Below are 26,998 nucleotides of genomic sequence, written 5' to 3' on the forward strand. Positions count from 1 at the left end.
CCCCCGCTCCATTTTGGGTCCAGCGCGTCGAACCCCCGCTCGTTGAACGCGTGGATCACATCACGCACATAGTCGGCGCTGACCTGCATCAACGACGTGATATCGCGGACGGTCTGCCCCTGGCTGGACATCAGTACCACGATCGCCCGACGTAACTTGACCGGGTTCTTCGCGGTCCGGCTGATCCGAGCCAGTTTCCGGCCGTCTTCCATCGACAGCGGCCGGACGAACACTTCCGGACGACGAGCCACAACCACCTCCCGCACTCGACATGCGGGACCAGCCTGCCGGTCAGCCCAGAAGACCGATTACCGGGTCAACGTTCTGGGACGAGCCACTAGAGCAGGCCGGAGCGCAACGCCCACGCCACCGCGTGCACCCGGTTGCGCAGACCGAACCGTTCCAGGAGCTGGTGCAGCGCGTACTTCACGGTCCGTTCCGAGCAGAACAGCCGTGCGGCGACTTCGGCGATCGTGGCGCCGTCGGCGAGCAGCCGCAGCAGCTGCAGGTCGCGGTCGTTCAGCACCGGGGACCGCTCCTGCACGGCTTGGCCGCCGACGAGCAGCTTGACCAGGCGTTCGGCGTTGACGTCGGCGCGCCGCAGGGGCACCGGCAGCCCGGCTTGAGCGGCGATGGACGGCGTGAGGTCGTGCACGCGTGCCGCGATCACCACGATCCGGGAGGAACCGCAGGCCCGCAGCCGCGCGGCCTGCTGGGCGCACAGCTCGTTCACCAGGGCCAGCAGCACCTGCGCGGCGGAGCGGTCCTGGACCACCCGCACCCGCGGTGAGCTGTTCAGCAGGTGCGTCACACCGGCCGCGCTGATCAGGTCTCGGGACTCCACCGCCACGCGCACCGGTTCGATCCCGGAGTCCGCGGTTGCCAGGGCACCACTCATGGCACGATCGTGCGAACCTCCGGGCTCCGCCCCGCTTCGGAAAACCGAACCGTTCCGATGAGGACCTGCTTCCCGTCGACGAGCGCGCGGAACTCGCCGGTGGGCCAGCGTTCGACCCGCAGCAGGTCGCCCGGCAGGACGGGGGCGGTGAAGCGGGCGTGCAGCTCGGTGAAGTCGAGGCCGCGCACGGTGATCCCGAGCGTGCAGAGGCCGTGCAGGATCGGCCCCGGGAACCCGGCGCGCCGGGCGAACTCCGGGTCGGTGTGCATCGGGTTCACGTCACCGGTCTCGCGGTACAGCAGCGCCTGGTTGCGGGCGGTCCGGAAGAAGCCGGCCTCCGGCGGTTCGCCGGGAACGGTGAACTCGCGGGTCTCGCCGCGTTCACCGCCGAAACCGCCCTCGCCCTTGACGAAGCACGACGACCGGGTCGTCGCGAACTCCGACTCCCACCTGCTGACGACCAGGGCGCCCGAGCCCTTGTCGTAGATGTTCTCGACCGTCTTGGTGACGGTCGAGGGGAGTTCCGGACGAAGCCTTCGGTGCAGCCACAGCGACTGCTCGGCGTGCAGGACCCGGGTCATGTCGGCGCCGGTCAGACCGAGGTGCGGGCCACCGTGCTGCAGCAGCGGGATGGCGAACGCGGGGGAGAAGCCGCCCACGGCCGCCGCGTACACCTCGGCGTCGCGGACCGACCAGGTGCGGACCTGCCGGTCGACGACGCCGAGGATGCCGTGGTCGAGCACCAGCCCAAGCTAGCCGAGCGTGCCCCGCACGCTCGCGTGGCCCTTGAGCAGGTTGCGCGCGATGGTGCGGCGCTGGATCTCGTCGGTGCCCTCGTAGATGCGCAGCAGGCGCAGCTCGCGGTACCAGCGCTCGATCGGCAGCTCGCGGGTGTAGCCCATGCCGCCGTGGATCTGCAGCACGCGGTCGACGATCTCGTTGGCCTTGATGCCGCCGTAGAGCTTGGCGATCGACTGCGCCTGCCGCGAGTCCCGCTTCTGGTCGACGAGCCACGCGGCGTGCAGCACGAGCCAGCGCAGCGCCTCGATCTCGACCGCGGAGTCCGCGATCATCCACTGGATGGCCTGGTACTCGGCGATGGGCTTGCCGAACGTGACGCGGTTGCGGGCCTGTTCGACCGCCATCTCGACGAGCCGCTCGACGCTGCCGAGCGCGCGGGCGGGCAGCAGGTAGCGGCCCTGGCCGATCCACTGCATCGCCAGGTGGAAGCCCTTGCCCTCCTCGCCGAGGATGTTCTCGTGCGGCACGCGGACGTTGTCGAACACGAGCGCCGCCGGACCCCACTGGCCCATGGTCGGGATCGGTTCGGACTTCCAGCCCATGTCGCGGTCGACGAGGAAGCACGTGACGCCGCCGTCGGCGCCCTTCTCCTTGTCCGTCACGGCGAACACCATCACGAAGTCGGCCTCGTTGCCCTGCGTGATGAACGTCTTCTCGCCGTTGATCACCCACTCGTCGCCGTCCCGGACGGCGGACGTGCGGATGGCCTTCGCGTCACTGCCGGCGCCCGGCTCGGTGATCGCGAAGCACGAGACGCGTTCGCCGGAGATCGTCGGCAGCAGGTAGCGCTGCTTCTGCTCCTCGTTGCCGTGGAACAGGATGTTGTCCGCGTAGCCGCCGAAGCGGAACGGTACGAAGCTGCGGCCCAGCTCCGCCTCGATGAGCGCGGTCATCATCGCGCCGAGGCCCATGCCGCCGTACTCCTGCGGCGTCAGCACGCCGAAGAACCCGGCCTGCTTGGCCTTGTCCTGCAACGCCTTCAGCTCGTCCCGGCCGAGACCCGGCTGGCCCGCGCGCTCGCGGCGCAGCACCTCGGGCTCGAGCGGGACGATCTCCTTGCGCACGAAGGTCCGCACCCAGTCGCGGATCTCCTTCTGCTCTTCGTCGAGCGTGAAGTCCATTGCTTTCCTTTCAGACGAACGCGTTCACGCCCGTGAGCGCGCGGCCGATGAGCAGTTTCTGGATCTGGCTGGTGCCCTCGTAGAGGGTGGTGACGCGGGCGTCCCGGAGGTACTTGCCCACCGGGTACTCGTCGATGTAGCCGTAGCCGCCGAAGACCTGGATGGCGTTGTTGGCGACCTTCACCGCGGCCTCGCTGGCGAACAGCTTGGCCATGGACGCCTCGGTGCTCATCGGCAGTCCCCGGTCCGCGAGGTCCGCGACGCGCCAGGTCAGCAGCCTCGCGGCGTCGGTCTCCACGGCCATGTCGGCGAGGAGCTCCTGCACGAGCTGGAAACCCGCGATGGGCTTGCCGAACTGCTCGCGTTCCCCGGCGTAACGGAGCGCGGCTTCCAGCGCACCCCTGGCGGCGCCGACGCAGCCCGCCGCGACGGACATCCGGCCCTTGTCCAGGGCGCCCATCGCGAGCTTGAAGCCCTCGGCGCTGAGCAGGGCGTCGTCGGGCACCTCGACGTCGTCGAGGGTGATCTCGGCGGTGGCCTGGCCGCGCATGCCGAGCTTGCCCTTGATCTCGGTGGCGTGGAAACCCTCGGAACCAGTGGGGACGAGGAACGCGGAGATGCCCTTCGGGCCTGGTCCGCCGGTCCTCGCGAACACGAGTGCGACGTCCGCCCACGTGCCGTTGGTGATGAAGACCTTGCGGCCGGTGATGCGGTAGCCGTCGCCGGTCTTCGCGGCCTTGGTGACGAGGCTGCCCGCGTCGCTGCCGGTGCCGGGTTCGGTGAGCGCGAAGCACCCGACCTGCGAGCCCGACGTGAGGCCCGGCAGCCAGCGCTGCTTCTGCTCCTCGGTGCCGTGCCGCGCGATCGACTTCGCGACCAGCCCGAGCGAGACGGAGATGATCCCCCTGACCGCCGAGTCGCCGCGCGCCACCTCCTCGAGCACGAGGCAGTAGGCGAGGTTGTCGCCGCCGGACCCGCCGTAGCGCTCGTCGACGCCGAGCCCGAGGAACCCGACCTCGCCCAGCGCCGGCACGAGGTCCCTGTCGATGGCCTCCTCGCGATCCCACCGCGTGGCGTGGGGGACGATGCGGTCGTCGGTGAACCGCCGGGCCAGCTCCCTGAGCTGCCGGTGTTCGTCCGAAAGCGTTAGATCCACAGGCCCTCCCGACTAACCGAACAGTGTTAGGTTAACTCACATGCCCCGGCCGAGCACCCCTCTGCTGAGTCCCGACCGCATCAGGTCGGTGGCCCTGGCCATCATCGACCGCGACGGCCTCGACGGCCTGTCCATGCGCAAGCTCGCCGCCGAGCTCGGCGTGCAGGCCGCGTCGCTCTACGGGCACGTCCGCACCAAGGACCAGCTGCTCAACGACGTCGCGTCCAGCATCCTGTCCGCGGTCGACGTCACGGGCTTCACCGACGGCTGGCGAGAAGGCCTGACCAGGTGCGCGCGCTCGTACCGCGCGGCACTCTCGTCGCACCCGAACATCGTCCCGTTCCTCGCCTACGGCCCGGCGGGCCGCGCCGAGTCGCTGCAGCGCCTCGACCTCCTGCACGGCGCGCTGGTCGACGCGGGCTGGTCGCGCCGCGAGGCCACGATGATCGCCGCGGGCCTGATGTACATCGTGTTCGGCTCGGCGCTGAGCTCGTTCTCGAGCGGTTTCTCCGCCGACCCCGCCGACTACCCGGACCGCTACCCGCACCTCGACCGCGCCCACCTGCTCCCCGGCGTCGCCCGCGAGCTCGACCGCGACAGCTTCGAACTGGCGCTCGCGGCGTTCGTGCGCGGCCTCTAGTGTTCCCCCGTGGCTGCCAAGTCGAAGGCGATCGAGCTCGAAGTCGGTGACCAGCTCGTGCGGGTGTCCAACCCGGACAAGCCGTACTTCCCCGCGCGCGGCATCACCAAGGGGCAGGTGGTCGAGTACTACCGCACCGTCGCCCCGGTCCTGCTGTCCGTGCTGCGCGACCGCCCGGTCGTCCTGAAGCGCTACGTCGACGGCGTCGAGGGCGAGGCGTTCTACCAGAAGCGCGTGCCCAAGGGCGCGCCCGAGTACGTCGAGACCGTGCAGGTCCGCTTCCCCTCCGGCCGCCCCGCCGACGAGATCTGCCCGACCTCCGAGGCGGTGGTCGTCTGGGCCGCGAACCTCGGCACGTTCGACTTCCACCCGTGGCCCGTGCGCCGGCCGGACGTCGACCACCCCGACGAACTGCGCATCGACCTCGACCCGCAACCGGGCACCGGCTTCTCCGACGCCGCCCGCGTGGCCGAGGTGCTGCGCGAGGTCCTGGCCGACGCGGGCCTCACCGGCTACCCGAAGACCTCCGGCGGCCGCGGCGTCCACGTGGCCGTGCGCATCCGCCCCGACTGGGACTTCGTCGACGTGCGCCACGCCGTCATCGCCCTGGCCCGCGAGGTGGAGAAGCGGGCCCCGTCCCTCGCGACCTCGGCGTGGTGGAAGGAGGAACGCGGCTCGCGGGTCTTCATCGACTTCAACCAGGCCGCGCGCGACCGCACCATCGCCTCGGCCTGGTCGGTGCGCGGAACCGCCCGCGCCACCGTCTCGACGCCGGTCACGTGGGACGAGCTGTCCACTGTGGACCCAGACGACTTCGACGTGCTGACGGTGCCGAAGTACCTGGAGGAGCGCGGGGATCCGCACGCCGCGCTGGATTCCGAGGCGTTCGGGATCGAGACCCTGCTGGAGTGGTACGCGGCGGATCCGCGCGGGGAGATGCCGTACCCGCCGGACTACCCGAAGATGCCGGGGGAGCCCATGCGGGTGCAGCCTTCTCGCGCCCGCAAGCAGGAGTGACCTCGCACGCGGCGGTGGTCGGGCAGGACCGAGGCGTGGAACCTCCCGTTCGCGACGCCGAGTCGTTGCGCGACCGCCTCGGCCTGCGCGGTGACGTGGTGCGGTTCGCCGGGGGTGATGGGGGCGTTGCGCGGCAAGCTGCCCGTGCCGACGCCGCGGCTGCACGGCAGGGAACCCGATGTGCCGGACGTGGAGGTCGCCGCGCAGGTCGGTGAGGTGTTGCGGGTGCTGCACGGCGTCGAGCCACCCGGAGTGCTCGGGCCCGCGGACTGGGCGGCGTTCGTGGGGCAGCGGCGGGCTGTTTGCGTTGAGCGGCAACGCAAGCGCGGGCTGTTCGATTTCGAACCGGCGATGCGCGGGGCGTTCGAGTACGAGTTCGCGAGCGTCGGCTTTTCGTGACGAAAGGCGATCGCCGGTGCCGGCAGGCGCTGGTGGAGGCGTACGGGCGGGTGCCTGACGCTCGGCGTGTGATGGCTTACGCGCTGTTGCACGTGTACTCGAACATGCCGTGGTACATGCGTGAGATGCCTGCCGGTGAAACGTTCGACGACCTCGCCGTGCGGTGGTTCGGGGCGTGAGTGGACCAACTGGCCGCATCGGGACCGGATCCAAGTCGCGACCTCGTAGACTGGACGAAACGCGCGAGAGGAGGTCGCCGTGTCACAGCCCTATGTCGTCCGGTACGTCGGCGGTCCTCTCGACGGCCGGGTGGACTCGCTGCCGTCCACGCCGGATGCCCCGAAGCAGACGGTGACGTACGTGCACCTGCACGGCGGGCCCAAGATCGTGCACGTGTACGAGCTGTCGTACACCGTCGAGTACGGGTGCGAATACCGGCTTCGCGTTGTCGAGACCGAAGAGGCCGAAGAGGCCTGAGCGCGCTCTCGCGCCGCTTGATGATCTTGCCGGCGACCCGGTGCCCGGAAATGTCAGGGGTGTAGGGCATGCTGGGGCACAGGTGTTCGAACGGTGGGGAGGCAGCGCGATGGCGAAGAAGAGCGGGCTGTCGGCGGAGGACGTCGACAGCCTGCGCTCGCAGTTGAACGACGGCACTCAGCCGATGGTGTGGTTCACAGCGGCCGCCGTGGGCATGGAGGCGGGCAGGTCGGCGAAGCTGCTCGCGTTCACCGAGCCCCAGGAGGGCGACTTCATCCAGGTCCGGCCGACGGGGTCGAAGGACGAGATGTCGTTCTCCCCGGCCGAGTTGACGCTGGAGAAGCCCCCGCCGCGCAAGAAGCCGGCCACCCCGCCTCCTGCGCCCCCGGAGCCGCCGCGCGAGACTGAGATCATCCACCCCTACGTCCCGGAGGCGCCGGTGAAGACTGAGGCCCCCAAGCCGAAACCCGCTCCCGCGCCGGTCGAGGCGGCGGCGCCGAAGCCCGCCGCGCGCAAGGCGTCCGCCAAGGGCTCCACGCCCGAGGTCACCGTGACACTGGTGACGACGGGTGAGGGCGAGTGGACCGTCGAGGTGCTGCAGGGCAGCCGCAGGGCGGTCCGCCCGACCCCGGTGCCCCCGGCCGCCGTGGCGCAGGCCGCGAAGCTGCTCACGCCCGAGGTGGCCGAGATCGTCGAGGGCGTCCTGAACGCGGCGCGTGCCCAGCAGCTGGCCCGCGTGGAGCAGTTGCGCGCCGAGTTGGAGGCCGCCCAGAAGGCCCTGGACGATCTGGGCGCGTAGCGGCATCACTCGCTGCGACGCCCCGGTGGTTGTCCGCACGCGTTCGGGTGAGAGGGGTTCCCAGGGCCGGTACCGGAGCGGACCGTGGTGAGCGCGGATGTCCCGCGCAGGTCCGGCTTGGAGGACGGGGAGGCCCTGATGGGTACGTGTGGGTGCTGTTCCGGGTGCACGGGGCCCGGCTGCGGCTGCTGTTCGAGCTGCTGACACAGGATTCGGGCGGGGAGCCCTCGCGTCGTGGTCACGCGAGAGGCTCCCTGCGCCATGTCGGCCGGTGGAGCGTCAGCGAAGCTGGTGCAGGCCAACGGGCCTGACCATCACGGCGGGCAGACGGTGCCGTTCGACGGCACCTTCGCTTCGATCAGGTAGTCCTTCACGGCCGTGGTGGCACAGCCCGAGAGCGTCAGGGCGCCGTGCCCGCTGCCCTGCCACCCGATCAGCACCGCTCCCGGCAACCGCTGCGCCGCGTGCTCGCTGCCCGGCGCGGGGGTGGAGACGTCGTTGGCCGTGCTCAGCACCACGATCGGCGGCGCGCTCTTCACCGGGTCGACCTTCTCGGCCTTGGGCGGCGGGAACGGGTTGCAGTGCAGCAGCCGGCGGGCGAACACGGCGCCGAACAGCGCGTACTTGCCCTGCCAGTCCGCGGCCAGTGCCTTCACCCGGTCCGGCGGGATGCGGGTGGAGGTGTCGTTGCAGCCGATGATCAGGCCCGCGTCGAAGCGCGGCGGGTTCTCGTCGAGGTCGTTCACCACCGGGTCGAGCAGGGCGAACAGGCCGGAGGCGTCGCCGGCGCGGGCCTTCACCACGGCGTCGGCGAGCGCGGGCCAGCGGGCCCGGTCGGCGAGGCCCAGCAGGATCGCGTTCAGCGCGGAGCCCGGGGTCAGGTCGACGTACTCGCCGCGCAGGCGTCCGTTGCGCAGCTGGGTGAGAAGTGCGGAGACGTCCTCGCGGGGGTTCGCGAGAGCGCAGCCGCGCGTCTTGCAGTCGCGGGCGAACGCCTCGAACGTCGCTTCGGCCGCCACGGCACGGGACTCCAGCACGCCGACCTGGTCGAGCGCCGGGTCCGGGGCGCCGTCGAGGACGGTGCGGCCGATGCGGTTCGGGTAGCGCTGCGCGTACGTCGTGATGACGCGCGAGCCCTCGCCGAAACCGAGGGCGTTGAGGCGGTCGGAGCCGAGGGAGTCGCGGAGGCGTTCCAGGTCGGCGGCGGCGCGCCACGAGTCGAACGCGGTCAGCCTGCCCTCGAGGTCGAGCACGCACTCCTGTGACGCCTCACCGGCGGCGACGACGAGGTTCGACTGCTCGGTCTCGGCGGGGTCGTACTCGACGAGCTGTGCGCGCGTGGCCTGCGGAACGCACGACATGCCGTCCGAACGGCCCGTGCCGCGGCGGTCCATGCCGATGATCGTGAACGTGCTGAGGACCTCCTTCGGCAACGCCGCCGCGAGCCGCGCGGCCTTCAGCGTGCCGGGCTCGCCGCCGGGGTCGTTCACGACGACCAGCGCGCTCTTGCCGGTGCCGACGCGCATCAGCGCGATGCCGAGCGTGCCGCGGCCGGGACGTCCCGGCGGGTCGAGCACGACGGTCATGCGCGAGCACTCGTAGGTCTGGTCGCCCTGGGGCGCGTCTGCGCCGAGGCGGTCCTTCATCTGCTCGTTGCACGCCGACCACGCCAGCGAGTCCTCTTTGAACTCGCCCAGCGGGGGCACTGGCTGCGGCCCGGCGAGCGCGCTCTGGTCGAAGGGCTGGTTCTCGCCGCCCTTCACCGCGATCACCGGCCGGGTCGACGGCCCCGCGCTGCATGCCGTCAGCACGCTCACTGCCAGTAGGGCCAAGGCAGCGCGACGCACAGATGTCCTCACTCTCGTTCACGGTCCGGGTGGTGAGCGTCGCACGCGGAAGGTGAGAACGCGGTGAGTCGATGAGCCAGGATGGGGACCATGGCTCACGCTGACCGGCTTCCCGTCGCCCGGCTCCTGGGCGGCATCCCGCCGACGGCACTCGTGCTGCTGGGGATCGTCAGCGTGCAGGTGGGCGCGGCCGTCGCGAAGCAGCTGTTCGCGACGGCGGGCGCGGTCGGCACGGTGACGTTGCGGCTGGTCGTCGCGGCGGTCGTGCTCGTCGCGATCTGGCGGCCGTCGCTGCGGATGGACCGCCGCACGCTGACCGTCGTCCTCACCTACGGCGTGGTGCTCGCGGCGATGAACCTCTGCTTCTACTCCGCGATCGAACGCATCCCGCTCGGCGCGGCCGTCACCATCGAGTTCCTGGGACCGCTCGCGGTGGCGGTCGCGGGGTCGCGGCGCTGGCTCGACGGCCTGTGGGTGCTGCTCGCGGGCGCCGGCGTGGTGCTGCTCACGCGCGTGCAGGGCGGTCTGCTGTGGACGGGTGTGCTGTTCGCGCTGGCCGCGGGCGCGCTGTGGGCGGCGTACATCCTCGTGACCGCCAAGCTCGGCAGCACCACCAGCGACGGCAAGGGCCTCGCGCTCGCGATGGTCGTCGGGGCGGCGGTCGCGTTGCCGTTCGGCGTCACCTCGGCCGGCACGGCTCTGCTCGACCCGGTGGTGCTGGCGGCGGCCGCGGCCGTCGCGCTGATGTCGTCGGTGATCCCGTACTCGTTGGAGCTGGAGGCGTTGCGGCGCATGCCGCCACGCGTGTTCGGCATCCTGATGTCGCTCGAACCGGCGGTGGCCGCGGTCGCGGGCCTGCTGCTGCTCGGCGAGCACCTCGCACCGGCGCAGTGGGTCGCCGTCTGCTGCGTCGTGATCGCGTCCGTGGGGGCGACCAGATCCGCGAGACCCGAGGTCTAACGGGCTCGCAGCTCCCCTTTGAGCACGGAGGCGACGTCGTAGCGGGCCGGGATCTCCAGCTGGTCGTAGCGGCACGACAGCGGCTCGCGGTCCGGGCGCCACCGCGCGAACTGGCCGTTGTGCCGCAGCCGCACCGGCTGCTCGCCCTCGGTCTGGGTGTAGTGGATCTCCAGCACCCGTTCGGGGAGCAACGCCACGTACTCGGCCTGCTTGCCGCGCCACCGGTTGATCTCGCCGGGGATCCGCTGGCCGGGCCGCGGGTCCGCCCACGGGTGGTCCGGCGACTCGGTGATCAGCGGCGCCAGCTCCGCGGCCAGCTCACGCCGTTCGGCCGCCTTGAACGAGCCGCAGACGCCGATGTGGTGCAGCAGGTCGTTCGAGTCGTAGACGCCGAGCAGCAGCGAGCCGACAGCCGTGCCGGGCTCGGTGTCCTTGTGCCAGCGCAGCCCCGCGAGCACCACGTCGGCGGTGCGGGCGTGCTTCACCTTGATCATCGACCGCTTGCCCGGCGTGTACGGGCCGTCCGCGGGCTTGCCCATGACGCCGTCCAGCCCGGCGCCCTCGAACAGCGCGAACCACTGCTTCGCCGTCTCGGCCGACGTCGTCGCCGGGGTGACGTTGAGGCCGGGCAACGCGAGCAGCGCCTCGCGCCGCGCCACCGTCGGTGACTCCAGCAGCACCTCGGACCCGAGCGCGAGCAGGTCGAACGCGACGAACGTGGCCGGCATCGACTCCGACAGCATCGTCACCCGCGAGGCCGCCGGGTGGATGCGCTCGGACAGCGCGTCGAAGTCCAGCTCGTCGTTCTTCGCGACCACCAGCTCGCCGTCGACGACGACGCGCTCGGGCAGCACCTCGAGCATCGAGGCGACGACCTCGGGGAAGTAGCGGTTGAGCGGCTTGCCGCTGCGCGACTGCAGGAGGACCTCGTCGCCGGAGCGGAACACCACGCAGCGGAAACCGTCCCACTTCGGTTCGAACAGCAGGTCGGCGTTGTCCGGTATGCCGTCCACCGCGGTCGCGAGCATCGGCTGCAGCGGAGGCGTCAGCGGGAGGTCCACGCGGACATCCTGCCTCTTCAACCGGAGTTCCGCCGCCGGTACCGCAACAACAGCACGTCGTCCTCGCGCAGCACCGACTCGAGCGCCAGGCCGACCGGGGGCACCACCGGGCCGTGGGCGATCCGGGACGCGTCGCCGACCGCCAGCACCGGTGCCAAGGTCAGGTTCAGCGCGTCCACGAGCCCCTCGGCCACCATCGTCCCGAACAGCCGGGGACCCCCTTCGAGGTCGATCCGGTGCAGCCCGCGCGCCGCGAGCTCGGCGACGGCCACGTTCAGGTCCACCTCCTGCTCCCCGGCGATGACCACGTCGGCGGGCAGCGGCGGCATCCGGGCGGCCTCGGTGGTGATCACGATCGGCGGCACGGACGTGTCGGTGAACAGCGGCAGGTCCGGTGTCAGCGTCCCGCGCGCCGTGACCACGGCGATCGGCAGCGGCGTGGCCCTCCGCGCGCCCCGGTAGCCCTCCGCCAGCACCGTGCCGGCGCCCACCAGCACCACGTCGGCGAGCTCGCGGCCCAGCAGGTAGATCTTCTTGTCCGCCGGGGAACCGAGCCCCGCCGAGCGCCCGTCGACCGACACCGAGCCGTCGGCGCTCGACACGAAGTTCGCGGTCACCCAGGTCCGGTCCCGCGGGTAGGCGTAGAGCGACTCCAGTGCTGTGTCGGTCATCTCAACGCCCGGTGAGGGCCACAACATCTCCACGAACCCATCCCACCACGCCGATAAGGTGCGGGCATGCGCTTGTCCGACCGGGATCCCCAGATCGGTGCCGACGAACTGGTGGAGGGCCTGGTCCCCCCACCGAGGTTCGACCACGTCAGCTTCGACAGCTACCTCCCCAACCCGGACGAGCCCAGCCAGGCCGCCGCGGTCGAGGCCGGCCGCCTGTTCGCCGCACGCGTCAGCACCCGGCGCAAGAAGTGGTCGCTCTTCGGCGGCAGGGCCGAGGACGAGGGCAAGCTCGGCCTCTACCTCGACGGCGGCTTCGGCGTCGGCAAGACCCACCTGCTCGCCTCGCTCTGGCACGCCGTGCCGGGCCCGAAGGCGTACGGCACGTTCGTCGAGCTGACGAACCTGGTCGGCGTCCTGACGTTCCCCGAGGCGGTCCGGCGCCTGAGCGGCCACAAGCTCCTCGCGATCGACGAGTTCGAGCTCGACGACCCCGGTGACACGATGCTGGTCACGCGCCTGATCAAGGAGCTGGTCGCCGCCGGCGTGCACGTCGCCGCCACGTCCAACACGCTGCCCGACAAGCTCGGCGAGGGCCGGTTCGCCGCCGCCGACTTCCTGCGCGAGATCCAGTCGATGTCGTCGAAGTTCGACGTCGTGCGCGTCGACGGCCCCGACTACCGCCACCGCGGCCTGCCCGACGCCCCGCCGCCGATGTCGGACTCCGAGCTGGTCACGAAGGCCGCGAACACGCAGGGCGCGACCCTCGACGACTTCGGCGACCTGTGCGCGGCGCTCGCCCGCATCCACCCGTCGAAGTACGGCCGCCTCGTCGACGGCGTCACCGCGGTGCACCTCAAGAACGTCACACCCGCGCCGGACCAGTCCATCGCGCTGCGGCTCGTGGCGTTCGGCGACCGGCTCTACGACCGCGACATCCCGGTCGCGGTGTCGGGCCAGCCGCTCTCGGACCTCTTCACCGACGAGATGCTCCGGGGCGGCTACCGGAAGAAGTACCTGCGCGCTGTCAGCCGTTTGGTCGCGCTGTCCCGGGTTTGACTCCCGCGGCGTTCGAGTATCCACTGGTTACGGGCGGGATGATGACGTCCCGACGTCTTCCGGAGGCACCCATGCTGAGTGAAGCCGAGCGCCGCTCGCTGAAGGAGATCGAACAGCGGCTGTTGGCGGACGAACCGAGACTGGCCCGCACCATGAACCGCCAGGTGCGGCCCTGGCTGTTCTACTCCCTCCTGCTCGTCTTCGGTGGGCTCACGGTGCTGCTGACGATGATCGGCGCGTTCGGCGCCGCGTTCCAGTGCCTGCTGGTCACCGCGGCGGCGCTGGTGCTGCACAGGCACCCGATCCGCCTCCGGTAGCCGGAAACTCGCTGGCGTCCGCGCGGCACGCCCCCGACCATCTGCTGCGTGGGTTATCTGGAAGCGAACGGGCTCGCGTACGCCCTGCCCGACGGCCGGGAGCTGTTCCGCGACGTGTCGTTCAAGGTGAGTGGCGGAACCGTGGTCGCGCTGGTGGGCGCGAACGGCGTCGGCAAGACGACGCTGCAGCGGATCCTGTCGGGTGAGCTCACCCCGAAGCAGGGCAGCGTGCACGTGCAGGGCGGGCTCGCGGTGATGCCGCAGTTCATCGGCTCGGTCCGCGACGACAGCCTCGTGCGCGACCTGCTGCTCTCCGTCGCACCCCCGGCGTTGCGGGCCGCCGCGCAGGAGCTCGACGACTCCGAGCTGGCGCTGATGGACACCGACGACGAGGCCGCCCAGATGCGGTACGCCAACGCCCTCACCGCTTATGGCGAGGCAGGCGGGTACGACGTCGAGGTCCTCTGGGACACCGTCACCGTCGCCGCCCTGGGCCTGCCCTACGACCGGGCCCGGTTCCGCGAGGTCCGCACGCTCTCCGGCGGAGAGCAGAAACGCCTGGTCCTCGAAGCGCTGCTGCGCGGCCACGAGCAGGTCCTGCTGCTCGACGAGCCCGACAACTACCTCGACGTCCCCGGCAAGCGCTGGCTGGAGGACCGCCTCCGCACGACCGACAAGGCCGTGCTCGTCGTCAGCCACGACCGCGAGCTGCTCGCCAGCGCCGCCACGCACGTCGTCACCGTCGAGGCGCACTCCGCGTGGACGCACTCCGGCTCGTTCTCCACCTGGCACGACGCCCGCGCGAAACGCATCGAGAAGCTCCTCGAAGAACACCGCCGTTGGAACGAGGAGCACGAGCGCCTTCGTGAGCTCGTGCGCACTCTCCAACAACAGGCGAAGTACTCCGAGGCGATGGCTCCCAAGTACCGCGTAATGGCCGCACGTCTGCAACGGTTCGAGGAGGCCGGTCCTCCTCCGGAGATCCCCTCGGACGAGAAGGTCACTCCTCGGCTGAAGGGCGGCCGTACCGGCGTTCGCGCGATCACGTGCGAGGAGCTGGAACTGACCGGGCTGATGAAGCCGTTCTCGCAGGAGATCTTCTTCGGCGACCGGGTCGCGGTCCTCGGCTCCAACGGCTCCGGCAAGAGCCACTTCCTGCGGCTGCTCGGCGGCGACGAGGTCCGGACCACCGGCGCGTGGAAGCTCGGCGCCCGCGTCGTGCCGGGCCTCTTCGCGCAGACGCACGAGCACCCGGAGTGGCTCGGCCGCACGCTCGTGGACATCCTCTGGCACGGCGAGGGCCGGCGGCCCGGCCGCGACCGGGGCGCGGCGATGGCGGTGCTGCAGCGCTACGGCCTGCACCACGCCGGTGACCAGCGCTTCGAGAACCTCTCGGGCGGTCAGCAGGCGCGGTTCCAGATCCTGCTGCTGGAGCTGTCCGGGGCGACGTTGCTGCTGCTCGACGAGCCCACCGACAACCTCGACCTCGCGTCGGCGGAGGCGTTGCAGAACGCTCTGAACGACTTCGAGGGGACTGTGGTGGCGGTGACGCACGACCGGTGGTTCGCGAAGTCGTTCGACCGGTTCCTGCACTTCCGGGCGGACGGCCGGGTGTCCGAAGTGGACGAACCCGTCTGGACCTAGCCGTGCAACTGCGCTCGGCGTCGTTGACCCCGAGATGAGCTTCCGCCACCGTCGGTATCAACTGACATTTACGGAAGATCTCAGACAGTAAACCTGGGGAAGGTCTATGAAGCTCCGGTTGTCGATCTTGAGCCTGCTCGCGGTGGTGGTGAGCCTCCTCGGCTTCGCCGGTCCGGCAGCGGCGGTCACACCGATCCGCGATCAGCAGATGTGCAACGCGCGCACCGACTTCACCGCGTTCTTCCGCAACCACGACGCGAAGGACAAGTACTGCTTCAACAACTCGGGCCCGACGACCATCTTCCTCAACATCGAGAGGGTCACCTGGTTCAACGCAGGCGCGAACAGCGGCTCCTTCGAGTTCTGGGACAGTGCTGATGGCAGGACCAAGAGCTACAGCTTCGACAAGGGCAACCAGACCGGGTGCACTTACTGCACGATCTTGAGCCTGACCCTCGACCCGTGACGTGCTGGTGGGGCATCCGGAGTGGACGTGAGCGGGTTCAGGAGAGGTCCCAGCTGACGAACGCGCCGTCGTCCACCGACCCGCCCGCCTTGCGGTAGGTGGCCTGCGCCGCCGCGTCACCCGCGGCGGTGCCGGTCCACATCGCGTAACAACCCCGTTCCACGGCAAGGGTTTTCAACGCCTCGACGAGCGCCGTGCCGATGCCGCGCCGCAGGAAGGCGTCGTCGACGCCCAGTTCGTAGAGGAACATCTCGGTGCCCTTGTCCGGGTGCGTCGTCTCCACCCCGGACACGAACCCCGCCGGCTGGTCGTCCACGTAGGCGATCAGCAGGTGGCTGTGGTCCTGCGCCAGGAACCGGGTGGTCGCGTCCGGCCGCGGCGGCGCGTCGAACAGGTGCGCGGCGGCGGCCACGTCGTCGGGGGAGGCGGCGCGGCGGATCTTCATGCGGCCAGGCTAGGTCACCCGCGCGGCGGGAGCGGGAAGGCGCGTCAGCGGTGTTCGACGTGCGCGGGCAGCTTCCCGTTCCTGACGAGCCTGGTCAGCTCCTCGTGGTCGGCCTCGGTCCGGTCGGCGTAGTCGAACGCGTACCGGGCGAAGGCGTCGTCGAGGTCCTCGCCGCCGCCGTTCTGGAAGTACCCGGCGAGCAGCCGCGGGTCGAGCGAGCGCGTGTGCGCGCGGGCCAGCAGGGCTCCCGCGAACCGGCCGTAGTCGTCGAGGTCGTCGCGCTTCAGGGCGGTCGGGTCGATCCCGCCCTTGCGGTTGCGGAACTGCCGCACGATGAACGGGCGGCCCTCGATCGTCGTCCAGCCGAGCAGGATGTCGGTCTCGGCCTGGACGAGGCGTGCGCCGTGCACGATGCGCTTGCCGTCGTGCTTGGGGTGCTCGACGTCGAGGAACGGCTCCAGGGCGGACGGGCGCGCCTCCTTCGCCTGCAGGACGAGGGCTTCGGAGCCGTTGCCGTGCAACAGGACGAGGTAGTTGCGCAGGCCGACGCTGCCGGTGCCGACGACGCGGAAGGCGACGTCCGAGACGCCGTAGCGCATGATCAGCTTGCGGCGGGACTCGCGCAGGCTGTCCACGTAGGACGGCAGTGCGCCGATCACCGCGTCGGCGGTCGCGGGGGAGACGTCGGTGAAGGTCGGCGGGTTCGTGACGAAGCGCCACTTCTCGCCGTCGTGCGCCGTCCACTTCGCGGCGAACCGGGCGCTGGTGTTCCTGCGGGACTTCTCGGCGGCCTTGGCGAAGTCGTTCATCAGGTCGTCGGCCTTGACCTTCGACAGCGTGGACTGGTCGCCCAAGGCGCTCCACGAGTCCATGAACGGCATGTCCGCGAGGCGCTTGATCACCTCGCGGTAGGCGCTCACGGCGTCCCCGGCGGCGTCGCGGCAGCCCTTGTCCGACACGCCACCGACGCGGCCCGCCAGCACGAGCGACGCCACGAGCCGCTTGAGGTCCCACTCCCACGGACCGGGGAGGGTCTCGTCGAAGTCGTTGATGTCCACGACGATCTGGCCCTCGGGCGTGCCGTAGAGGCCGAAGTTCGCCGCGTGCGCATCACCGCACAGCTGAGCGTGCAGGCCGGTGGTACACCCGGCGGCGAGGTCGCCCGCCTGCAGCCCGGCCGCGCCGCGGAAGAACGCGAAGGGGTTGGCGAGCATCCGCCCCACCCGCAGCGGGACGAGGTGCTCGAGCCTGCCCTCGTTGCTGGCGCGCACGTACTCCAGAACGGACGGGCGCGAGCCGGCCAGCGACATCGGCCGGTGCGCCTTGAAGTCCACTGAGGACCACAACGCGCGCCCCTCGGCGTAGACCTCCTCCGGCTCGACCCACCTGCCCAGCGCGGCAGCGGCCTCGGCACGCACCCGTTCACCCATACGAGTCATGATGCACGCGACGGACGGGTGAAGAGGCCCGTCCGTCGCAACTGTGACCTGGTCAGGTGTGCGAATCACCCCAAACCGGGACGAACGACCTCCGCGATGGCCCGGACGCCCAGGTCGATCTCGTCCCTGGTGATCACCAACGGCGGTGCGACGCGCAACGTCGACGCGTGCGTCTCCTTGCACAGCACCCCGCGGGTGGCGAGGGCCTCGGACGCGGCACGGCCGACCGGGCCGCCGGGCGCGATCTCGACGCCCGCCCACAGCCCGCGGCCGCGCACCTCGGCGATGCCGTGGCCGACGAGCTTGCCCAGCTCCGCGTGCAGGTACGCGCCGAGCGAGCGGGAACGCTCCTGGAACTCGCCGGTCGCGAGCAGCCGGACGACGCCGCGGCCCACGGCGCAGGCGAGCGGGTTGCCGCCGAACGTCGACCCGTGCTCACCGGGATTGAGCACGCCCAGCACCGCGCGCGAGCCGACCACCGCGGACACCGGCAGGATGCCACCGCCGAGCGCCTTGCCGAGCGTGTAGAGGTCGGCTCGCACGCCCTCGTGGTCGAGCGCGAACAGCTCGCCGGTGCGCCCGAGGCCCGACTGGATCTCGTCGGCGATCATCAGCACGTTGTTCTCGTCGCACAGGCGCCGGATCCCGGCGAGGTAGCCGGCGGGCGGCACGACGACGCCGGCCTCGCCCTGGATCGGCTCGAGCAGCACGGCGGCGGTGCGCGGGGTGATCGCGGACTCGACCTCGTCCAGCGCCCCGTACTTCACGACCTTGAAGCCGGGCGTGAACGGGCCGAAGTCGTTGCGCGCGGTCTCGTCGGTCGAGAACGACACGATCGTCGTCGTGCGACCGTGGAAGTTCGACCCGGCGACGATGATCTCGGCGGTGCCCTCCGGCACGCCCTTCACCCGGTAGGCCCACTTGCGCGCGACCTTGATCGCGGACTCGACGGCCTCGGCGCCGGAGTTCATCGCGAGCACCATCTCGGTGCCGGTCAGGGCGGCCAGCTCGCGGCAGAACAGGCCGAACTGGTCGTGGTGGAACGCGCGGCTGGTCAGCGTGACGCGGCCGAGCTGCTCGACGGCGGCGGCCACCAGGGCTGGGTGGCGGTGCCCGAAGTTGAGCGACGAGTAGCCCGACAGGAAGTCCAGGTAGCGGCGGCCCTCGACGTCGGTGACCCACGCCCCCTCGCCGTGCGAGATGACCACCGGCAGCGGGTGGTAGTTGTGGGTGCTCCACTCTTCGTCGAGAGCGACGTAGTCAGCGCTGGCCAGGTTCATGGTTCCCGCGGTGTGGTGGTGGGCGGTGGCGGTCATCCTCCAAGGCTAGGGGCCGGAACAGGCGATTTCATCCGTCAAGCATTGCGCATGGCCTCAGTTCGTTGCGTAGATTCACCGCCGCGTGGAGATGTCTTGCACAACAGGCGGATGCCGCGGTGAATAGCTACGGTCAGATGATGGTGAAGAAGTCGGTTCGTGACACCCTGCGACTCGATCAGGTGGACCTCGCCACCCTCGACCCGGCCGGCCGGCCGATCGGTCCCAGGACCAAGAAGGAGGCGGCGGACGACCTCGCCGTCACGGGGGACGAGCTGGAGGCCCTGCAGGAGGCGCTTTACGCGGAGGACTCCCGCGCGGTGCTGCTCGTGCTGCAGGGCATGGACACCTCCGGCAAGGGCGGCGTGGTCAGGCACGTCATGGGCCTGGTCAACCCGCAGGGCGTGCGCATCGCGTCGTTCAAGAAGCCGACCGCCGCCGAGCTGCGGCACCACTACCTCTGGCGCATCCGCAAGGTCCTGCCCGACAAGGGCCACATCGGCGCGTTCGACCGCTCCCACTACGAGGACGTCCTCGTGCCGAAGGTCGAACGTCTGATCAACGCCGCCGAGCTGCGCAAGCGCTACAAGGAGATCAACGCGTTCGAACAGGAGCTCGCGGACTCCGGCATCACGCTGGTCAAGTGCTTCCTGCACATCTCGCCGGAGGTGCAGAAGGAACGGTTGCTCGCCCGCCTCGGCGACCCGAAGAAGAACTGGAAGTACAACCCGGCCGACATCGACGTGCGGTCTAAGTGGTCGAAGTACCAGGACGCCTACACGCAGGCGTTGCGGAACTGCCGGGACACGCCCTGGTACGCCGTCCCGGCGGACCGCAAGTGGTACCGGAACTGGGCGATCAGCCGGCTGCTGCTGGAGACGCTGCGCGAGATGAACCCGGCGTTCCCGCAGCCCGCCTTCGACCTGGAGGCCGAGAAGGCCCGCCTGGTGAACGACGACCCGCTGCGCTAGCCGCCGTTGCGCTGGACGCAATCTTGATCGTTCCTCTTGCCCGGCCACGACGGTCTGGGCCAGTGTGGAGCCACCGCCGCCGAAGAGATCATCCGGAGGTGCGGACGTGGGTGTGGACCGGCGACGTTTTCTCGGAGCCATGGGCGTGGGAGCTGGACTGCTGATGACCGGAGGAACCGCCGAGGCGGCTGCCGCCACGCGGAGAGTCTTTTTCGGTGCCTACACGACGTGGAGCGGGGGCGCCGAGGGCATCGGCGTCGGCACCTACGACACGGCGAACGGCCAGCTGAGGACGACCGGCGTGATCAGCGGTGTGGTCAACCCGTCGTTCGTCGTCGAGTCGCGCGACGGCAGGTTCCTCTACGCCGTCAACGAGACCAGCCGGGGTGAGGTCACCGCGATCGACGCGACCACGCTGGCGGTCGTCAACAAGCAGCCGACCGGCGGCGCCGACCCGTGCCACCTGACGCTCGACCCGTCCGGGAAGTTCCTGGTCACGGCCGACTACTCGTCCGGCTCGCTGAGCGTCTTCCCGGTCGGCGCGGACGGCAGCCTCGGCGCGCGGACGCAGAAGGTGCAGCACCAGGGCTCCGGACCGAACAAGGAACGCCAGGAGGGACCCCACGCGCACCACGTCGTGTTCGACGTGGCGGGCAGGTACGCGGCCGCCGTCGACCTGGGCGCCGACTCGGTGTTCGTCTACTCGCTCACCGGCGGGAAGCTGACCCGGGTCTCGCAGGCGAAGGTCAAGCCGGGTGCCGGGCCGCGGCACATCGCGTTCCACCCGGACGGCAAGACCGCGTACGTGGCGAACGAGCTGGACTCGACCATCGTGACCTGCTCCTACGCGAACGGGACGCTCACACCGGGCCAGGTGCTCCCCACCGTGCCGTCCGGCAGCCCGACGAACTACCCGGCCGAGGTCCTGGTGTCGGCGGACGGCAAGCACGTCTACCTGTCGAACCGGGGGCACGACAGCATCGCGCACTTCGCGGTCTGCGGGGCCGGGCTGACCCTGGTCGGCCACACGCCGGTCGGCGGCAGGTACCCGCGGCACATCACGTTCGACCCGTCCGGGTCGTTCCTCTTCGCCGCCAACCAGAACTCGAACAACGTCACGTCGTTCGCGGTGAACCGGGCGACCGGGGAGCTGACCCCGTCCGGGGCGCCGCTGCAGACCCCCATCCCGGTCTGCGTGCTGCCCGCGCGACGGGGCTGACGCCTTCCCCGCCTGACCGTCCACAGTGGTGTTCCGCCCGGCGTGCCGACGGCCCGCACGCCGGGCGGCCCACGGCGGGTGCTCGTCGCCACGTCGAACGACGGCATATTCCGCTCGGCTTCGAGGCGAGTTCGTGTGATCATGCGCGGGTGAGTTCTCTGAGGGAGGTCACGGCCACCCGGTACGTGACGCCGTTCCGCGAGGGCGGGTCGATGCCGGGTCTGGTCGAGGCCGACGACCTGGGCATGTACGTGGTGAAGTTCCGCGGCGCGGGACAGGGCGTGAAGGTCCTGGTCGCCGAGGTCGTCGTCGGCGAGCTGGCGCGACTGCTGGGCTTCCGCATACCGGAGATCGTCCTCGTGCACCTCGACCCGGAGCTGGCGCGCGCGGAGCCCGACCAGGAGGTCCAGGAGCTGCTGCGGGCCAGCGGCGGGCTCAACCTCGGCCTCGACTACCTGCCCGGCTCGTTCGACTTCAACCCGGTCGTGCGCGACCCCGGCACCGGGCTCGCGACGGCGCTGCTGTGGTTCGACGCCCTGGTGCTCAACGTCGACCGCAGCTGGCGCAACCCGAACATGCTGCTGTGGCACCGCGAGCCGTGGCTCATCGACCACGGCGCCGCGCTGTACTTCCACTACTCGTGGAGCGAGGACCGCCCGGCCACCAGGGACTACCGCTACGACGCCACCGACCACGCGATGCTGCCGAACGCCGCCGCTCTGTCCGAAGTGGACTCGGAGATGGCGGGGCGGATCACGCCGGCGCTGCTCGACGAGGTGCTCGCGCTCGTCCCCGACTCCTGGCTCGAAGGTGACCCGGCCGAACTCCGCCGCCGCTACAAGGACTTCTTCACCTACCGCCTCGCGCACCGCGGCTGGGTCGACTCGCTGGAGGCCGCGCGTGCCGCACGTGTTTGAGTACGCGCTGCTGCGGGCCGTCCCGCGGCAGGAGCGCGGCGAGTTCATGAACGTCGGCGTCATCGTCTACTGCGCGCCGCTGGACTTCCTGTGCGCGAAGACCCATGTGGACGGAGACCGGTTGCGCGCGCTCGACCCGCGACTCGACGTGGAGACGCTCGAAAGCAGCCTCGCGCACCTCACCCGCTCGTGCGACGGCAGCCCCGACGCCGGTCCGGTCAGCAGGACCACGGTGGGGCAGCGGTTCCGGTGGCTGACGGCGCCGCGCAGCACCATCGTCCAGACGTCACCGGCTCACACCGGCTGGACCGACGACCCGTCCGCCGAGGTCATCCGCCTTTTCGAGGCGTTGGTGCTGCCACCCCGGTAGGTTTCCTCGCAACCTGACGGGACGAACGGCGTCCCTAGTTGCAAAGCGGAACTGAAGCGATCGGGGTTGGCGACACATGAGCGCTGGGTATCACCACGGCTACCAGCAGCCGCGGCGGCCCATGCCGCCGCAGCGGCCGATGAGGAAGAAGAGGCGTCCCGGACGCGTCATCCTGGTGCTGCTGCTCGTCCTGGTGCTGGGCACGGTCGGGTTCGCGTTCTACGTGGACTCGACGCTGACCCGGATCAACGCGCTACCGGACTACGAGGGCCGTCCCGCGCAGACGCCGGGCACCACGTGGCTGCTCGTCGGCTCGGACGCGCGGGAAGGCCTGACGCAGGAGCAGAAGGACGCGCTCGCCACCGGTGACGCCGCGGGCCGGCGCACCGACACCATCATGATGCTGCACCTGCCCGACAACAGCGCCGCCAAGCCGGTGCTGCTGTCGATCCCGCGCGACTCCTACGTCCCGATCCCGCAGAACGGCCGCAACAAGGTCAACGCGGCGTACGCGTTCGGCGGGCCGCAGATGCTCGTGCAGACCGTTGAGGGCGCGACCGGCGTGCGGATCGACCACTACATGGAGATCGGCTTCGGGGGGTTCTCCGACATGGTCGACGCGGTCGGCGGTGTCGACCTCTGCCTCGACCAGCCGATCAAGGACCCGCTGGCCGGCATCGACCTGCCCGCGGGCTGCCAGGAGCTCGACGGGCCGCAGGCGCTCGGCTTCGTCCGGACGCGCGCGTTCGCGACCGCCGACCTGCAGCGCGTGCAGAACCAGCGGCAGTTCCTGTCCGCGTTGTTCACCAAGATCAAGAGCCCGGCCACGCTCGCGAACCCGTTCCGCGTCATCCCTCTGATGAACGCGGCGTCGGGTGCGGTGTCGGTCAACGAGGACGACCACGTCTGGCACCTCGCGAGCGTCGCGCTCAACATGGGCGACGCCGCCAGCGGCACGGTGCCGGTCGGGTCCACTCCGACGGTGCCCGGTGCGGGCTCGGTCGTGCAGTGGAACAAGGAGAAAGCCTCGCAGCTCTTCGACCTGATCAGCAAGGACGAGCCGGTGCCCGCCGAGCTGATCGCCCCTCCGAGGTAGCTACTGCCCGTCGGGCTCGGGTGTGGGCTCCGAGCCGGTCAAACCGGCCTCCTGCGCGATGCTTTCGAGCTCGCGCAGGAGGTCGTCGTAAATAGGCGTGGTCGACATGGATACAGCCCCCTCGTGCGGATCTTCCCCCGTTCAGGTGACGGGAGTTTACGCCTCTCCACCCACCCTCCCGGCAGAGATGCCTCCCCCCACGCTGAATGGCGGCTAAAGCCACCCTTTGACCAGGCGTTGTGTGGGTGCACCACATGTCGATGACGCCGGGTGACGCCTACCGTTTCCGGTCATGTCGAGTGTCACGGGTCACAGCGCGCTGGTCACCGGAGCCGCGAGCGGCATCGGTCTGGCCTGCGCCCGCGCACTGGCCGCCGAAGGTGCCAAGGTCCACCTGGCCGACCGCGACCCCGGGGTCCTCGCGCTCGCCGAGGAGCTCGGCGGCGTCGGTCACGTGCTCGACCTGACCGGCCCGGTCGACGCGCTGCCCGGTGAGATCGACATCCTCGTCAACAACGCCGGCGTGCAGCACGTCGCCCCCATCCAGGAGTTCCCCGCCGAGCGCTTCTCGGCGATGGTCGAGCTCATGCTCGGGGCGGCGTTCCGGCTCACCCGGCACGTGCTGCCGCACATGTACGACCGCGGCTGGGGCCGGCTGGTCCACATCTCCAGCGTGCACGGGATGCGCGCGTCCGCCTTCAAGTCCGCCTACGTCGCCGCGAAGCACGGCCTGGAGGGGTTCTCCAAGGTCGCCGCGCTCGAAGGCGCGCCGCACGGCGTCACGTCGAACTGCGTGCAGCCCGGCTACGTGCGGACCCCGTTGGTGGAGAAGCAGATCGCGGACCAGGCGAAGGTGCACGGCATCGCCGCCGAGGACGTGACCTCTCAGATCTTCCTGCAGCGCAGCGCGGTCAAGCGGCTGATCGAGCCCGCCGAGGTGGCGTCGGCCGTGCTGTGGTTGTGCGACAACAGTTTTGTCACCGGTACGTCGTTGGCCGTCGACGGCGGCTGGTCAGCTCAATGAGGAGTTGTCGATGATCAAAAAAGTGGTGGGTGCCTCGCTCATCGGGACAACTGTCGAGTGGTACGACTTCTTCCTCTACGGGTCGGCCGCCGCTCTGGTGTTCAACAAGTTGTTCTTCCCGACCGCGGACCCGCTGACCGGCACGCTGCTCGCGTTCACCACGTACGCGATCGGCTTCCTGGCGCGCCCGCTCGGTGGCCTCGTCTTCGGCCACTACGGGGACCGCCTGGGGCGCAAGAAGCTGCTCGTGCTGTCGTTGCTGCTGATGGGTGGCGCGACGATGCTGATGGGCGTGCTGCCGACGTACGCGTCGGTGGGTGTCCTGGCGCCGTTGCTGCTGACGCTCCTGCGGCTGGTGCAGGGCTTCGCGCTCGGTGGCGAGTGGGGCGGGGCCGTGCTGATCGTGTCGGAGCACGGTGACCCGAAGCGGCGCGGGTTCTGGGCGTCGTGGCCGCAGGCGGGCGCGCCGGGCGGCAACCTGCTGGCGACCGGCGTGCTGGCGGTGCTGGCGGCGGTGCAGTCGGACGAGCAGTTCCTCGCGTGGGGCTGGCGGATCCCGTTCCTGCTCTCGGGTCTGCTGGTCGTGATCGGCCTGTGGATCCGCCTGCAGGTGGCCGAGTCCCCGGTCTTCCTCGCCGCGCAGGAGAAGGCGGCCAAGGAGCCCAGGCAGGAGAAGGCGCCGGCCCTCGAGCTGCTCAAGCACAACTGGCGCGAGGTGCTGGTCGCGATGGGCGCCCGGCTCGCCGAGAACGTGTCGTACTACGTGATCACGGCGTTCATCCTGGTGTACGTGACGACCGGGCTCGGGCTGTCGAAGTCGGTGGGCCTCAACGCGGTGCTGATCGGCTCGGCGGTGCACCTGGTGACGATCCCGGTGTGGGGCCACCTGTCCGACCGGTTCGGGCGGAGGTCGATCTACCTCGTCGGCGCGGTGGGCATGGCCGCGTGGGTGTTCGCGTTCTTCGCGATGCTCGACACCAGGAACCCCGGGCTGATCATCCTGGCGACGACGGTCGGTCTCGTGCTGCACGGCGCGATGTACGGGCCGCAGGCGGCGTTCTTCTCGGAGCTGTTCGGCACGCGGGTGCGCTACTCGGGCGCCTCGATCGGCTACCAGCTCGCGTCCATCGCGGCCGGCGCGCTGGCACCGCTGATCGCGACCGCGTTGCTGAAGGCGTACGGGTCGTCGTTCCCCATCTCGATCTACGTGGTGGCGATGTGCGTGCTGACCGTCGTCGCGGTGCTGGCCGCCCGTGAGACCCGTGGTGCGGATCTGGAGGAACGTGACAGGGTTGGGGTGTGACACGACGGCGTGAGGCCGAACTGGCGGCGTTGTTCGAGACCGCGTCCGAGCTCGCGGGCATGCGAGACCCGGACGCGGTGCTCCGCTCGATCGTGCGCAGGGCCCGGACGCTGCTCGGGACGGACGTCTCGTACCTGTCGATGAACGACCCGGCCGGCACCTACATGCGGGTGACGGACGGGTCGTTCTCGCCGTTGTTCCAGAAGGTGAGGCTCGGGCTCGGCGAGGGCCTGGGTGGGCTGGTCGCGCAGACGGCCCGGCCGTACGCGAGCTCGGACTACTTCGCCGACGCCCGCTTCAACCACACCCGGGCGATCGACTCGGCGGTGCGCGACGAGGGCCTCACGGCGATCCTGGGCGTGCCGCTCAAGCTCGACGCGAAGGTCATCGGCGTGCTGTACGCGGCGGACCGGACGCCGCGGGAGTTCCCGCCGGAGGAAGTGGCGCTGCTGCAGTCGCTGGCCGACCACGCGGCGATCGCGATCGACACGGCGTCGTTGTTCGCCACGATCCAGTCGCACAACGAGGCCATGAAACGCGCTGAGGAAGCCCACGACCGCCTCACGGACCTGGTGCTGCGCGGTGGTTCCTCAGCGGAGGTGGCGGCGGCCGTGGGGGAACTGCTCGGCGGGCCGGTCGAGGTGCTGGAGACGGTGCCGACGCCCGCGGTGCGCGCCAACGGGCGGGCCGTGCTGCTCGGCGACGTGTGGGTGTGCGCGGTGCTGGCGGGCTCGGAGCTGCTCGGCGGGATCGCGCTCTCACGCCGCCCGGACCTCTCCGACGCCGACCGGCGGGTGTTCGAGCGGTCGGCGGCGGTGACCGCGTTGCTGTTGCTGCTGCGGCGCACCGTGGCCGAGGCGGAGAACAAGGTCCGCGGTGAGCTGATCACCGACATCCTCGACGGGCGGGACGCCACCGGGCTGCTCGCGCGGGCGCGCCGGGTCGGCGTCGAGCTGAGCGACCCCCACGTGGTGCTGGTGGCGGACGGGAACCTGTCCGGCGCGACGCACTACGCCTCCGTCCACAGAGGACTGGCGGGCTCGCGCGGCCGGGACGTGGTGCTGGCGCTGCCCTCGACGTCCACGGACGTCGCCCGTGACGTGGCCAAGGCGCTGGACGCGACGGTCGGCGCGTGCGGACCGGTCGCGGGACCGGGGGCGATCGCGGCGGCCTACGAGGAGGCGCGGCGGTGCCTGAAGGCGTTGCGGCAGCTGGGCCGCGAGAAAGACGCCGCGACGATGGCCGACCTCGGATTCGTCGGCGTGCTGCTGGGGGACCGGGCGAACGTGTCCGGGTACGTGCGGTCGGTGCTCGGCCCCGTGCTCGACTACGACTCCGAACGCGGCACGGAACTGGTGCACACGCTGGAGGCCTACTTCCGCTGCGGCGCGAACCTCAGCCGCGCCAAGGCCGAGCTGCACCTCCACGTCAACACGGTCACGCAACGGCTCGACCGCGTCACGTCGCTGCTCGGCGACTGGCAGTCGCCGGATCGCGTGCTGGAGGTGCAGCTCGCCCTGCGGTTGCTCCGCCTGCAGGGCTGACGCCGGCGCCGGAGCGGCCGA

29 protein-coding genes are annotated in these 26,998 nt (G+C 70.6%); 18 read left to right on the plus strand and 11 right to left on the minus strand.

Annotated features, from left to right (window positions below; genetic code table 11):
- The 5 genes from BLQ91_RS35750 to BLQ91_RS35770 all read right to left on the minus strand — a co-directional run.
- On the minus strand, positions 1-251 hold a 251-nt coding region (locus BLQ91_RS35750), incomplete at its 3' end, for a helix-turn-helix domain-containing protein (protein ID WP_143022754.1).
- 86 nt (positions 252-337) lie between these two features.
- Positions 338-898: a helix-turn-helix domain-containing protein gene (locus BLQ91_RS35755; RefSeq protein WP_090104366.1), complete on the minus strand. Its 561-nt coding sequence runs from the start codon at positions 896-898 to the stop codon at positions 338-340.
- Positions 895-1,641: a MaoC/PaaZ C-terminal domain-containing protein gene (locus tag BLQ91_RS35760; protein WP_090104367.1), complete on the minus strand. Its 747-nt coding sequence runs from the start codon at positions 1,639-1,641 to the stop codon at positions 895-897. The genes BLQ91_RS35755 and BLQ91_RS35760 overlap by 4 nt, the downstream gene beginning before the upstream one ends.
- A gap of 9 nt (positions 1,642-1,650) precedes the next feature.
- Positions 1,651-2,820, minus strand: a complete 1,170-nt coding sequence (locus BLQ91_RS35765; protein ID WP_090104368.1) for an acyl-CoA dehydrogenase family protein — start codon at positions 2,818-2,820, stop codon at positions 1,651-1,653.
- A 10-nt stretch (positions 2,821-2,830) separates the two neighbouring features.
- Positions 2,831-3,976 (minus strand): acyl-CoA dehydrogenase family protein, encoded by a 1,146-nt coding sequence (locus BLQ91_RS35770; RefSeq protein ID WP_090104370.1) that lies wholly within the window; start codon positions 3,974-3,976, stop codon positions 2,831-2,833.
- Between the two features lie 40 nt (positions 3,977-4,016).
- Between BLQ91_RS35770 and BLQ91_RS35775 the strand changes: the two genes are divergently transcribed.
- The 5 genes from BLQ91_RS35775 to BLQ91_RS35795 all read left to right on the plus strand — a co-directional run bounded on the left by BLQ91_RS35775 (position 4,017) and on the right by BLQ91_RS35795 (position 7,308).
- Positions 4,017-4,616, plus strand: a complete 600-nt coding sequence (locus BLQ91_RS35775; protein ID WP_090104372.1) for a TetR/AcrR family transcriptional regulator — start codon at positions 4,017-4,019, stop codon at positions 4,614-4,616.
- A gap of 9 nt (positions 4,617-4,625) precedes the next feature.
- Positions 4,626-5,633 (plus strand): non-homologous end-joining DNA ligase, encoded by a 1,008-nt coding sequence (gene ligD / locus BLQ91_RS35780; RefSeq protein WP_090104374.1) that lies wholly within the window; start codon positions 4,626-4,628, stop codon positions 5,631-5,633.
- 117 nt (positions 5,634-5,750) lie between these two features.
- Complete coding sequence (locus tag BLQ91_RS35785; protein WP_090104376.1) at positions 5,751-6,032, plus strand: hypothetical protein; 282 nt, start codon at positions 5,751-5,753, stop codon at positions 6,030-6,032.
- Between the two features lie 258 nt (positions 6,033-6,290).
- Positions 6,291-6,509, plus strand: a complete 219-nt coding sequence (locus BLQ91_RS35790; protein ID WP_090104378.1) for a hypothetical protein — start codon at positions 6,291-6,293, stop codon at positions 6,507-6,509.
- 109 nt (positions 6,510-6,618) lie between these two features.
- The gene (locus BLQ91_RS35795) at positions 6,619-7,308 is read left to right on the plus strand and encodes a DUF6319 family protein (protein ID WP_090104505.1); all 690 of its coding nucleotides are present in this window, start codon (positions 6,619-6,621) and stop codon (positions 7,306-7,308) included.
- 314 nt (positions 7,309-7,622) lie between these two features.
- Here BLQ91_RS35795 and BLQ91_RS35800 read toward each other — a convergent pair whose 3' ends face one another.
- A complete protein-coding gene (locus BLQ91_RS35800; RefSeq protein WP_245734152.1) occupies positions 7,623-9,119 on the minus strand; it encodes an alpha/beta hydrolase in 1,497 nt (498 codons plus the stop codon).
- Positions 9,120-9,245: 126 nt separating this feature from the next.
- On the opposite strand from BLQ91_RS35800, the gene BLQ91_RS35805 reads away from it, so the two are divergent.
- Positions 9,246-10,115, plus strand: a complete 870-nt coding sequence (locus BLQ91_RS35805) for an EamA family transporter (protein WP_245734154.1) — start codon at positions 9,246-9,248, stop codon at positions 10,113-10,115.
- Here the strand turns inward: BLQ91_RS35805 and BLQ91_RS35810 are convergent.
- The gene (locus BLQ91_RS35810; RefSeq protein WP_090104384.1) at positions 10,112-11,176 is read right to left on the minus strand and encodes an ATP-dependent DNA ligase; all 1,065 of its coding nucleotides are present in this window, start codon (positions 11,174-11,176) and stop codon (positions 10,112-10,114) included. The genes BLQ91_RS35805 and BLQ91_RS35810 overlap by 4 nt on opposite strands.
- 17 nt (positions 11,177-11,193) lie before the next feature.
- Positions 11,194-11,847, minus strand: coding sequence for a dihydrofolate reductase family protein (locus BLQ91_RS35815; RefSeq protein ID WP_245734156.1), 654 nt, complete (start codon positions 11,845-11,847; stop codon positions 11,194-11,196).
- Between the two features lie 66 nt (positions 11,848-11,913).
- Between BLQ91_RS35815 and zapE the strand changes: the two genes are divergently transcribed.
- The 4 genes from zapE to BLQ91_RS35835 all read left to right on the plus strand — a co-directional run bounded on the left by zapE (position 11,914) and on the right by BLQ91_RS35835 (position 15,333).
- The gene (gene zapE, locus BLQ91_RS35820; RefSeq protein ID WP_090104388.1) at positions 11,914-12,906 is read left to right on the plus strand and encodes a cell division protein ZapE; all 993 of its coding nucleotides are present in this window, start codon (positions 11,914-11,916) and stop codon (positions 12,904-12,906) included.
- A gap of 71 nt (positions 12,907-12,977) precedes the next feature.
- Positions 12,978-13,223 carry a DUF3040 domain-containing protein gene (locus BLQ91_RS35825; RefSeq protein WP_176960136.1) on the plus strand — a complete coding sequence of 82 codons (246 nt, stop codon included), beginning with the start codon at positions 12,978-12,980 and terminating at the stop codon, positions 13,221-13,223.
- A 48-nt stretch (positions 13,224-13,271) separates the two neighbouring features.
- A complete protein-coding gene (locus BLQ91_RS35830; RefSeq protein ID WP_090104392.1) occupies positions 13,272-14,867 on the plus strand; it encodes an ABC-F family ATP-binding cassette domain-containing protein in 1,596 nt (531 codons plus the stop codon).
- 106 nt (positions 14,868-14,973) lie between these two features.
- A complete protein-coding gene (locus BLQ91_RS35835) occupies positions 14,974-15,333 on the plus strand; it encodes a hypothetical protein (RefSeq protein ID WP_090104395.1) in 360 nt (119 codons plus the stop codon).
- Positions 15,334-15,370: 37 nt separating this feature from the next.
- Here BLQ91_RS35835 and BLQ91_RS35840 read toward each other — a convergent pair whose 3' ends face one another.
- From BLQ91_RS35840 to rocD, 3 genes are all read right to left on the minus strand, one after another.
- Positions 15,371-15,778, minus strand: coding sequence for a GNAT family N-acetyltransferase (locus BLQ91_RS35840; protein ID WP_090104396.1), 408 nt, complete (start codon positions 15,776-15,778; stop codon positions 15,371-15,373).
- Between the two features lie 44 nt (positions 15,779-15,822).
- A complete protein-coding gene (locus BLQ91_RS35845) occupies positions 15,823-17,208 on the minus strand; it encodes a DUF2252 domain-containing protein (protein ID WP_090104398.1) in 1,386 nt (461 codons plus the stop codon).
- Between the two features lie 74 nt (positions 17,209-17,282).
- Positions 17,283-18,533: an ornithine--oxo-acid transaminase gene (gene rocD / locus BLQ91_RS35850; protein WP_176960137.1), complete on the minus strand. Its 1,251-nt coding sequence runs from the start codon at positions 18,531-18,533 to the stop codon at positions 17,283-17,285.
- Between the two features lie 140 nt (positions 18,534-18,673).
- On the opposite strand from rocD, the gene BLQ91_RS35855 reads away from it, so the two are divergent.
- From BLQ91_RS35855 to BLQ91_RS35890, 8 genes are all read left to right on the plus strand, one after another.
- On the plus strand, positions 18,674-19,504 hold the full coding sequence (locus tag BLQ91_RS35855) for a PPK2 family polyphosphate kinase (protein ID WP_090104509.1): 831 nt from the start codon (positions 18,674-18,676) through the stop codon (positions 19,502-19,504).
- 139 nt (positions 19,505-19,643) lie between these two features.
- A complete protein-coding gene (locus BLQ91_RS35860; protein ID WP_245734158.1) occupies positions 19,644-20,723 on the plus strand; it encodes a lactonase family protein in 1,080 nt (359 codons plus the stop codon).
- A gap of 149 nt (positions 20,724-20,872) precedes the next feature.
- Positions 20,873-21,640 (plus strand): HipA family kinase, encoded by a 768-nt coding sequence (locus BLQ91_RS35865; RefSeq protein WP_090104401.1) that lies wholly within the window; start codon positions 20,873-20,875, stop codon positions 21,638-21,640.
- Complete coding sequence (locus tag BLQ91_RS35870) at positions 21,624-22,010, plus strand: DUF3037 domain-containing protein (RefSeq protein ID WP_090104403.1); 387 nt, start codon at positions 21,624-21,626, stop codon at positions 22,008-22,010. The genes BLQ91_RS35865 and BLQ91_RS35870 overlap by 17 nt, the downstream gene beginning before the upstream one ends.
- 76 nt (positions 22,011-22,086) lie before the next feature.
- Positions 22,087-23,106, plus strand: coding sequence for an LCP family protein (locus BLQ91_RS35875; RefSeq protein ID WP_090104406.1), 1,020 nt, complete (start codon positions 22,087-22,089; stop codon positions 23,104-23,106).
- Between the two features lie 292 nt (positions 23,107-23,398).
- The gene (locus tag BLQ91_RS35880; RefSeq protein ID WP_090104408.1) at positions 23,399-24,130 is read left to right on the plus strand and encodes a 3-hydroxybutyrate dehydrogenase; all 732 of its coding nucleotides are present in this window, start codon (positions 23,399-23,401) and stop codon (positions 24,128-24,130) included.
- A gap of 10 nt (positions 24,131-24,140) precedes the next feature.
- Positions 24,141-25,433 (plus strand): MFS transporter, encoded by a 1,293-nt coding sequence (locus tag BLQ91_RS35885; RefSeq protein ID WP_090104410.1) that lies wholly within the window; start codon positions 24,141-24,143, stop codon positions 25,431-25,433.
- Positions 25,430-26,977: a helix-turn-helix domain-containing protein gene (locus BLQ91_RS35890; RefSeq protein ID WP_245734160.1), complete on the plus strand. Its 1,548-nt coding sequence runs from the start codon at positions 25,430-25,432 to the stop codon at positions 26,975-26,977. The genes BLQ91_RS35885 and BLQ91_RS35890 overlap by 4 nt, the downstream gene beginning before the upstream one ends.
- Positions 26,978-26,998 lie beyond the last annotated feature (21 nt).

Source organism: Lentzea jiangxiensis, from assembly GCF_900104175.1.
Taxonomy (GTDB): Bacteria; Actinomycetota; Actinomycetes; order Mycobacteriales; family Pseudonocardiaceae; genus Lentzea; species Lentzea jiangxiensis.

Excerpts from the sequence above, each read along its gene's own strand:
- BLQ91_RS35825 (WP_176960136.1), top strand. The coding sequence starts at position 12,978 with ATGCTGAGTGAAGCCGAGCGCCGCTCGCTGAAGGAGATCGAACAGCGG.
- BLQ91_RS35885 (WP_090104410.1), top strand. The coding sequence starts at position 24,141 with ATGATCAAAAAAGTGGTGGGTGCCTCGCTCATCGGGACAACTGTCGAG.
- zapE (WP_090104388.1), top strand. The coding sequence starts at position 11,914 with ATGCGCTTGTCCGACCGGGATCCCCAGATCGGTGCCGACGAACTGGTG.
- BLQ91_RS35775 (WP_090104372.1), top strand. The coding sequence starts at position 4,017 with ATGCCCCGGCCGAGCACCCCTCTGCTGAGTCCCGACCGCATCAGGTCG.
- BLQ91_RS35835 (WP_090104395.1), top strand. The coding sequence starts at position 14,974 with ATGAAGCTCCGGTTGTCGATCTTGAGCCTGCTCGCGGTGGTGGTGAGC.
- BLQ91_RS35805 (WP_245734154.1), top strand. The coding sequence starts at position 9,246 with ATGGCTCACGCTGACCGGCTTCCCGTCGCCCGGCTCCTGGGCGGCATC.
- BLQ91_RS35815 (WP_245734156.1), bottom strand. The coding sequence starts at position 11,847 with ATGACCGACACAGCACTGGAGTCGCTCTACGCCTACCCGCGGGACCGG.
- BLQ91_RS35860 (WP_245734158.1), top strand. The coding sequence starts at position 19,644 with ATGGGCGTGGGAGCTGGACTGCTGATGACCGGAGGAACCGCCGAGGCG.
- BLQ91_RS35755 (WP_090104366.1), bottom strand. The coding sequence starts at position 898 with ATGAGTGGTGCCCTGGCAACCGCGGACTCCGGGATCGAACCGGTGCGC.
- BLQ91_RS35845 (WP_090104398.1), bottom strand. The coding sequence starts at position 17,208 with ATGGGTGAACGGGTGCGTGCCGAGGCCGCTGCCGCGCTGGGCAGGTGG.
- BLQ91_RS35840 (WP_090104396.1), bottom strand. The coding sequence starts at position 15,778 with ATGAAGATCCGCCGCGCCGCCTCCCCCGACGACGTGGCCGCCGCCGCG.
- BLQ91_RS35880 (WP_090104408.1), top strand. The coding sequence starts at position 23,399 with ATGTCGAGTGTCACGGGTCACAGCGCGCTGGTCACCGGAGCCGCGAGC.
- rocD (WP_176960137.1), bottom strand. The coding sequence starts at position 18,533 with ATGACCGCCACCGCCCACCACCACACCGCGGGAACCATGAACCTGGCC.
- BLQ91_RS35855 (WP_090104509.1), top strand. The coding sequence starts at position 18,674 with ATGGTGAAGAAGTCGGTTCGTGACACCCTGCGACTCGATCAGGTGGAC.
- BLQ91_RS35875 (WP_090104406.1), top strand. The coding sequence starts at position 22,087 with ATGAGCGCTGGGTATCACCACGGCTACCAGCAGCCGCGGCGGCCCATG.
- BLQ91_RS35785 (WP_090104376.1), top strand. The coding sequence starts at position 5,751 with ATGGGGGCGTTGCGCGGCAAGCTGCCCGTGCCGACGCCGCGGCTGCAC.
- BLQ91_RS35765 (WP_090104368.1), bottom strand. The coding sequence starts at position 2,820 with ATGGACTTCACGCTCGACGAAGAGCAGAAGGAGATCCGCGACTGGGTG.
- BLQ91_RS35795 (WP_090104505.1), top strand. The coding sequence starts at position 6,619 with ATGGCGAAGAAGAGCGGGCTGTCGGCGGAGGACGTCGACAGCCTGCGC.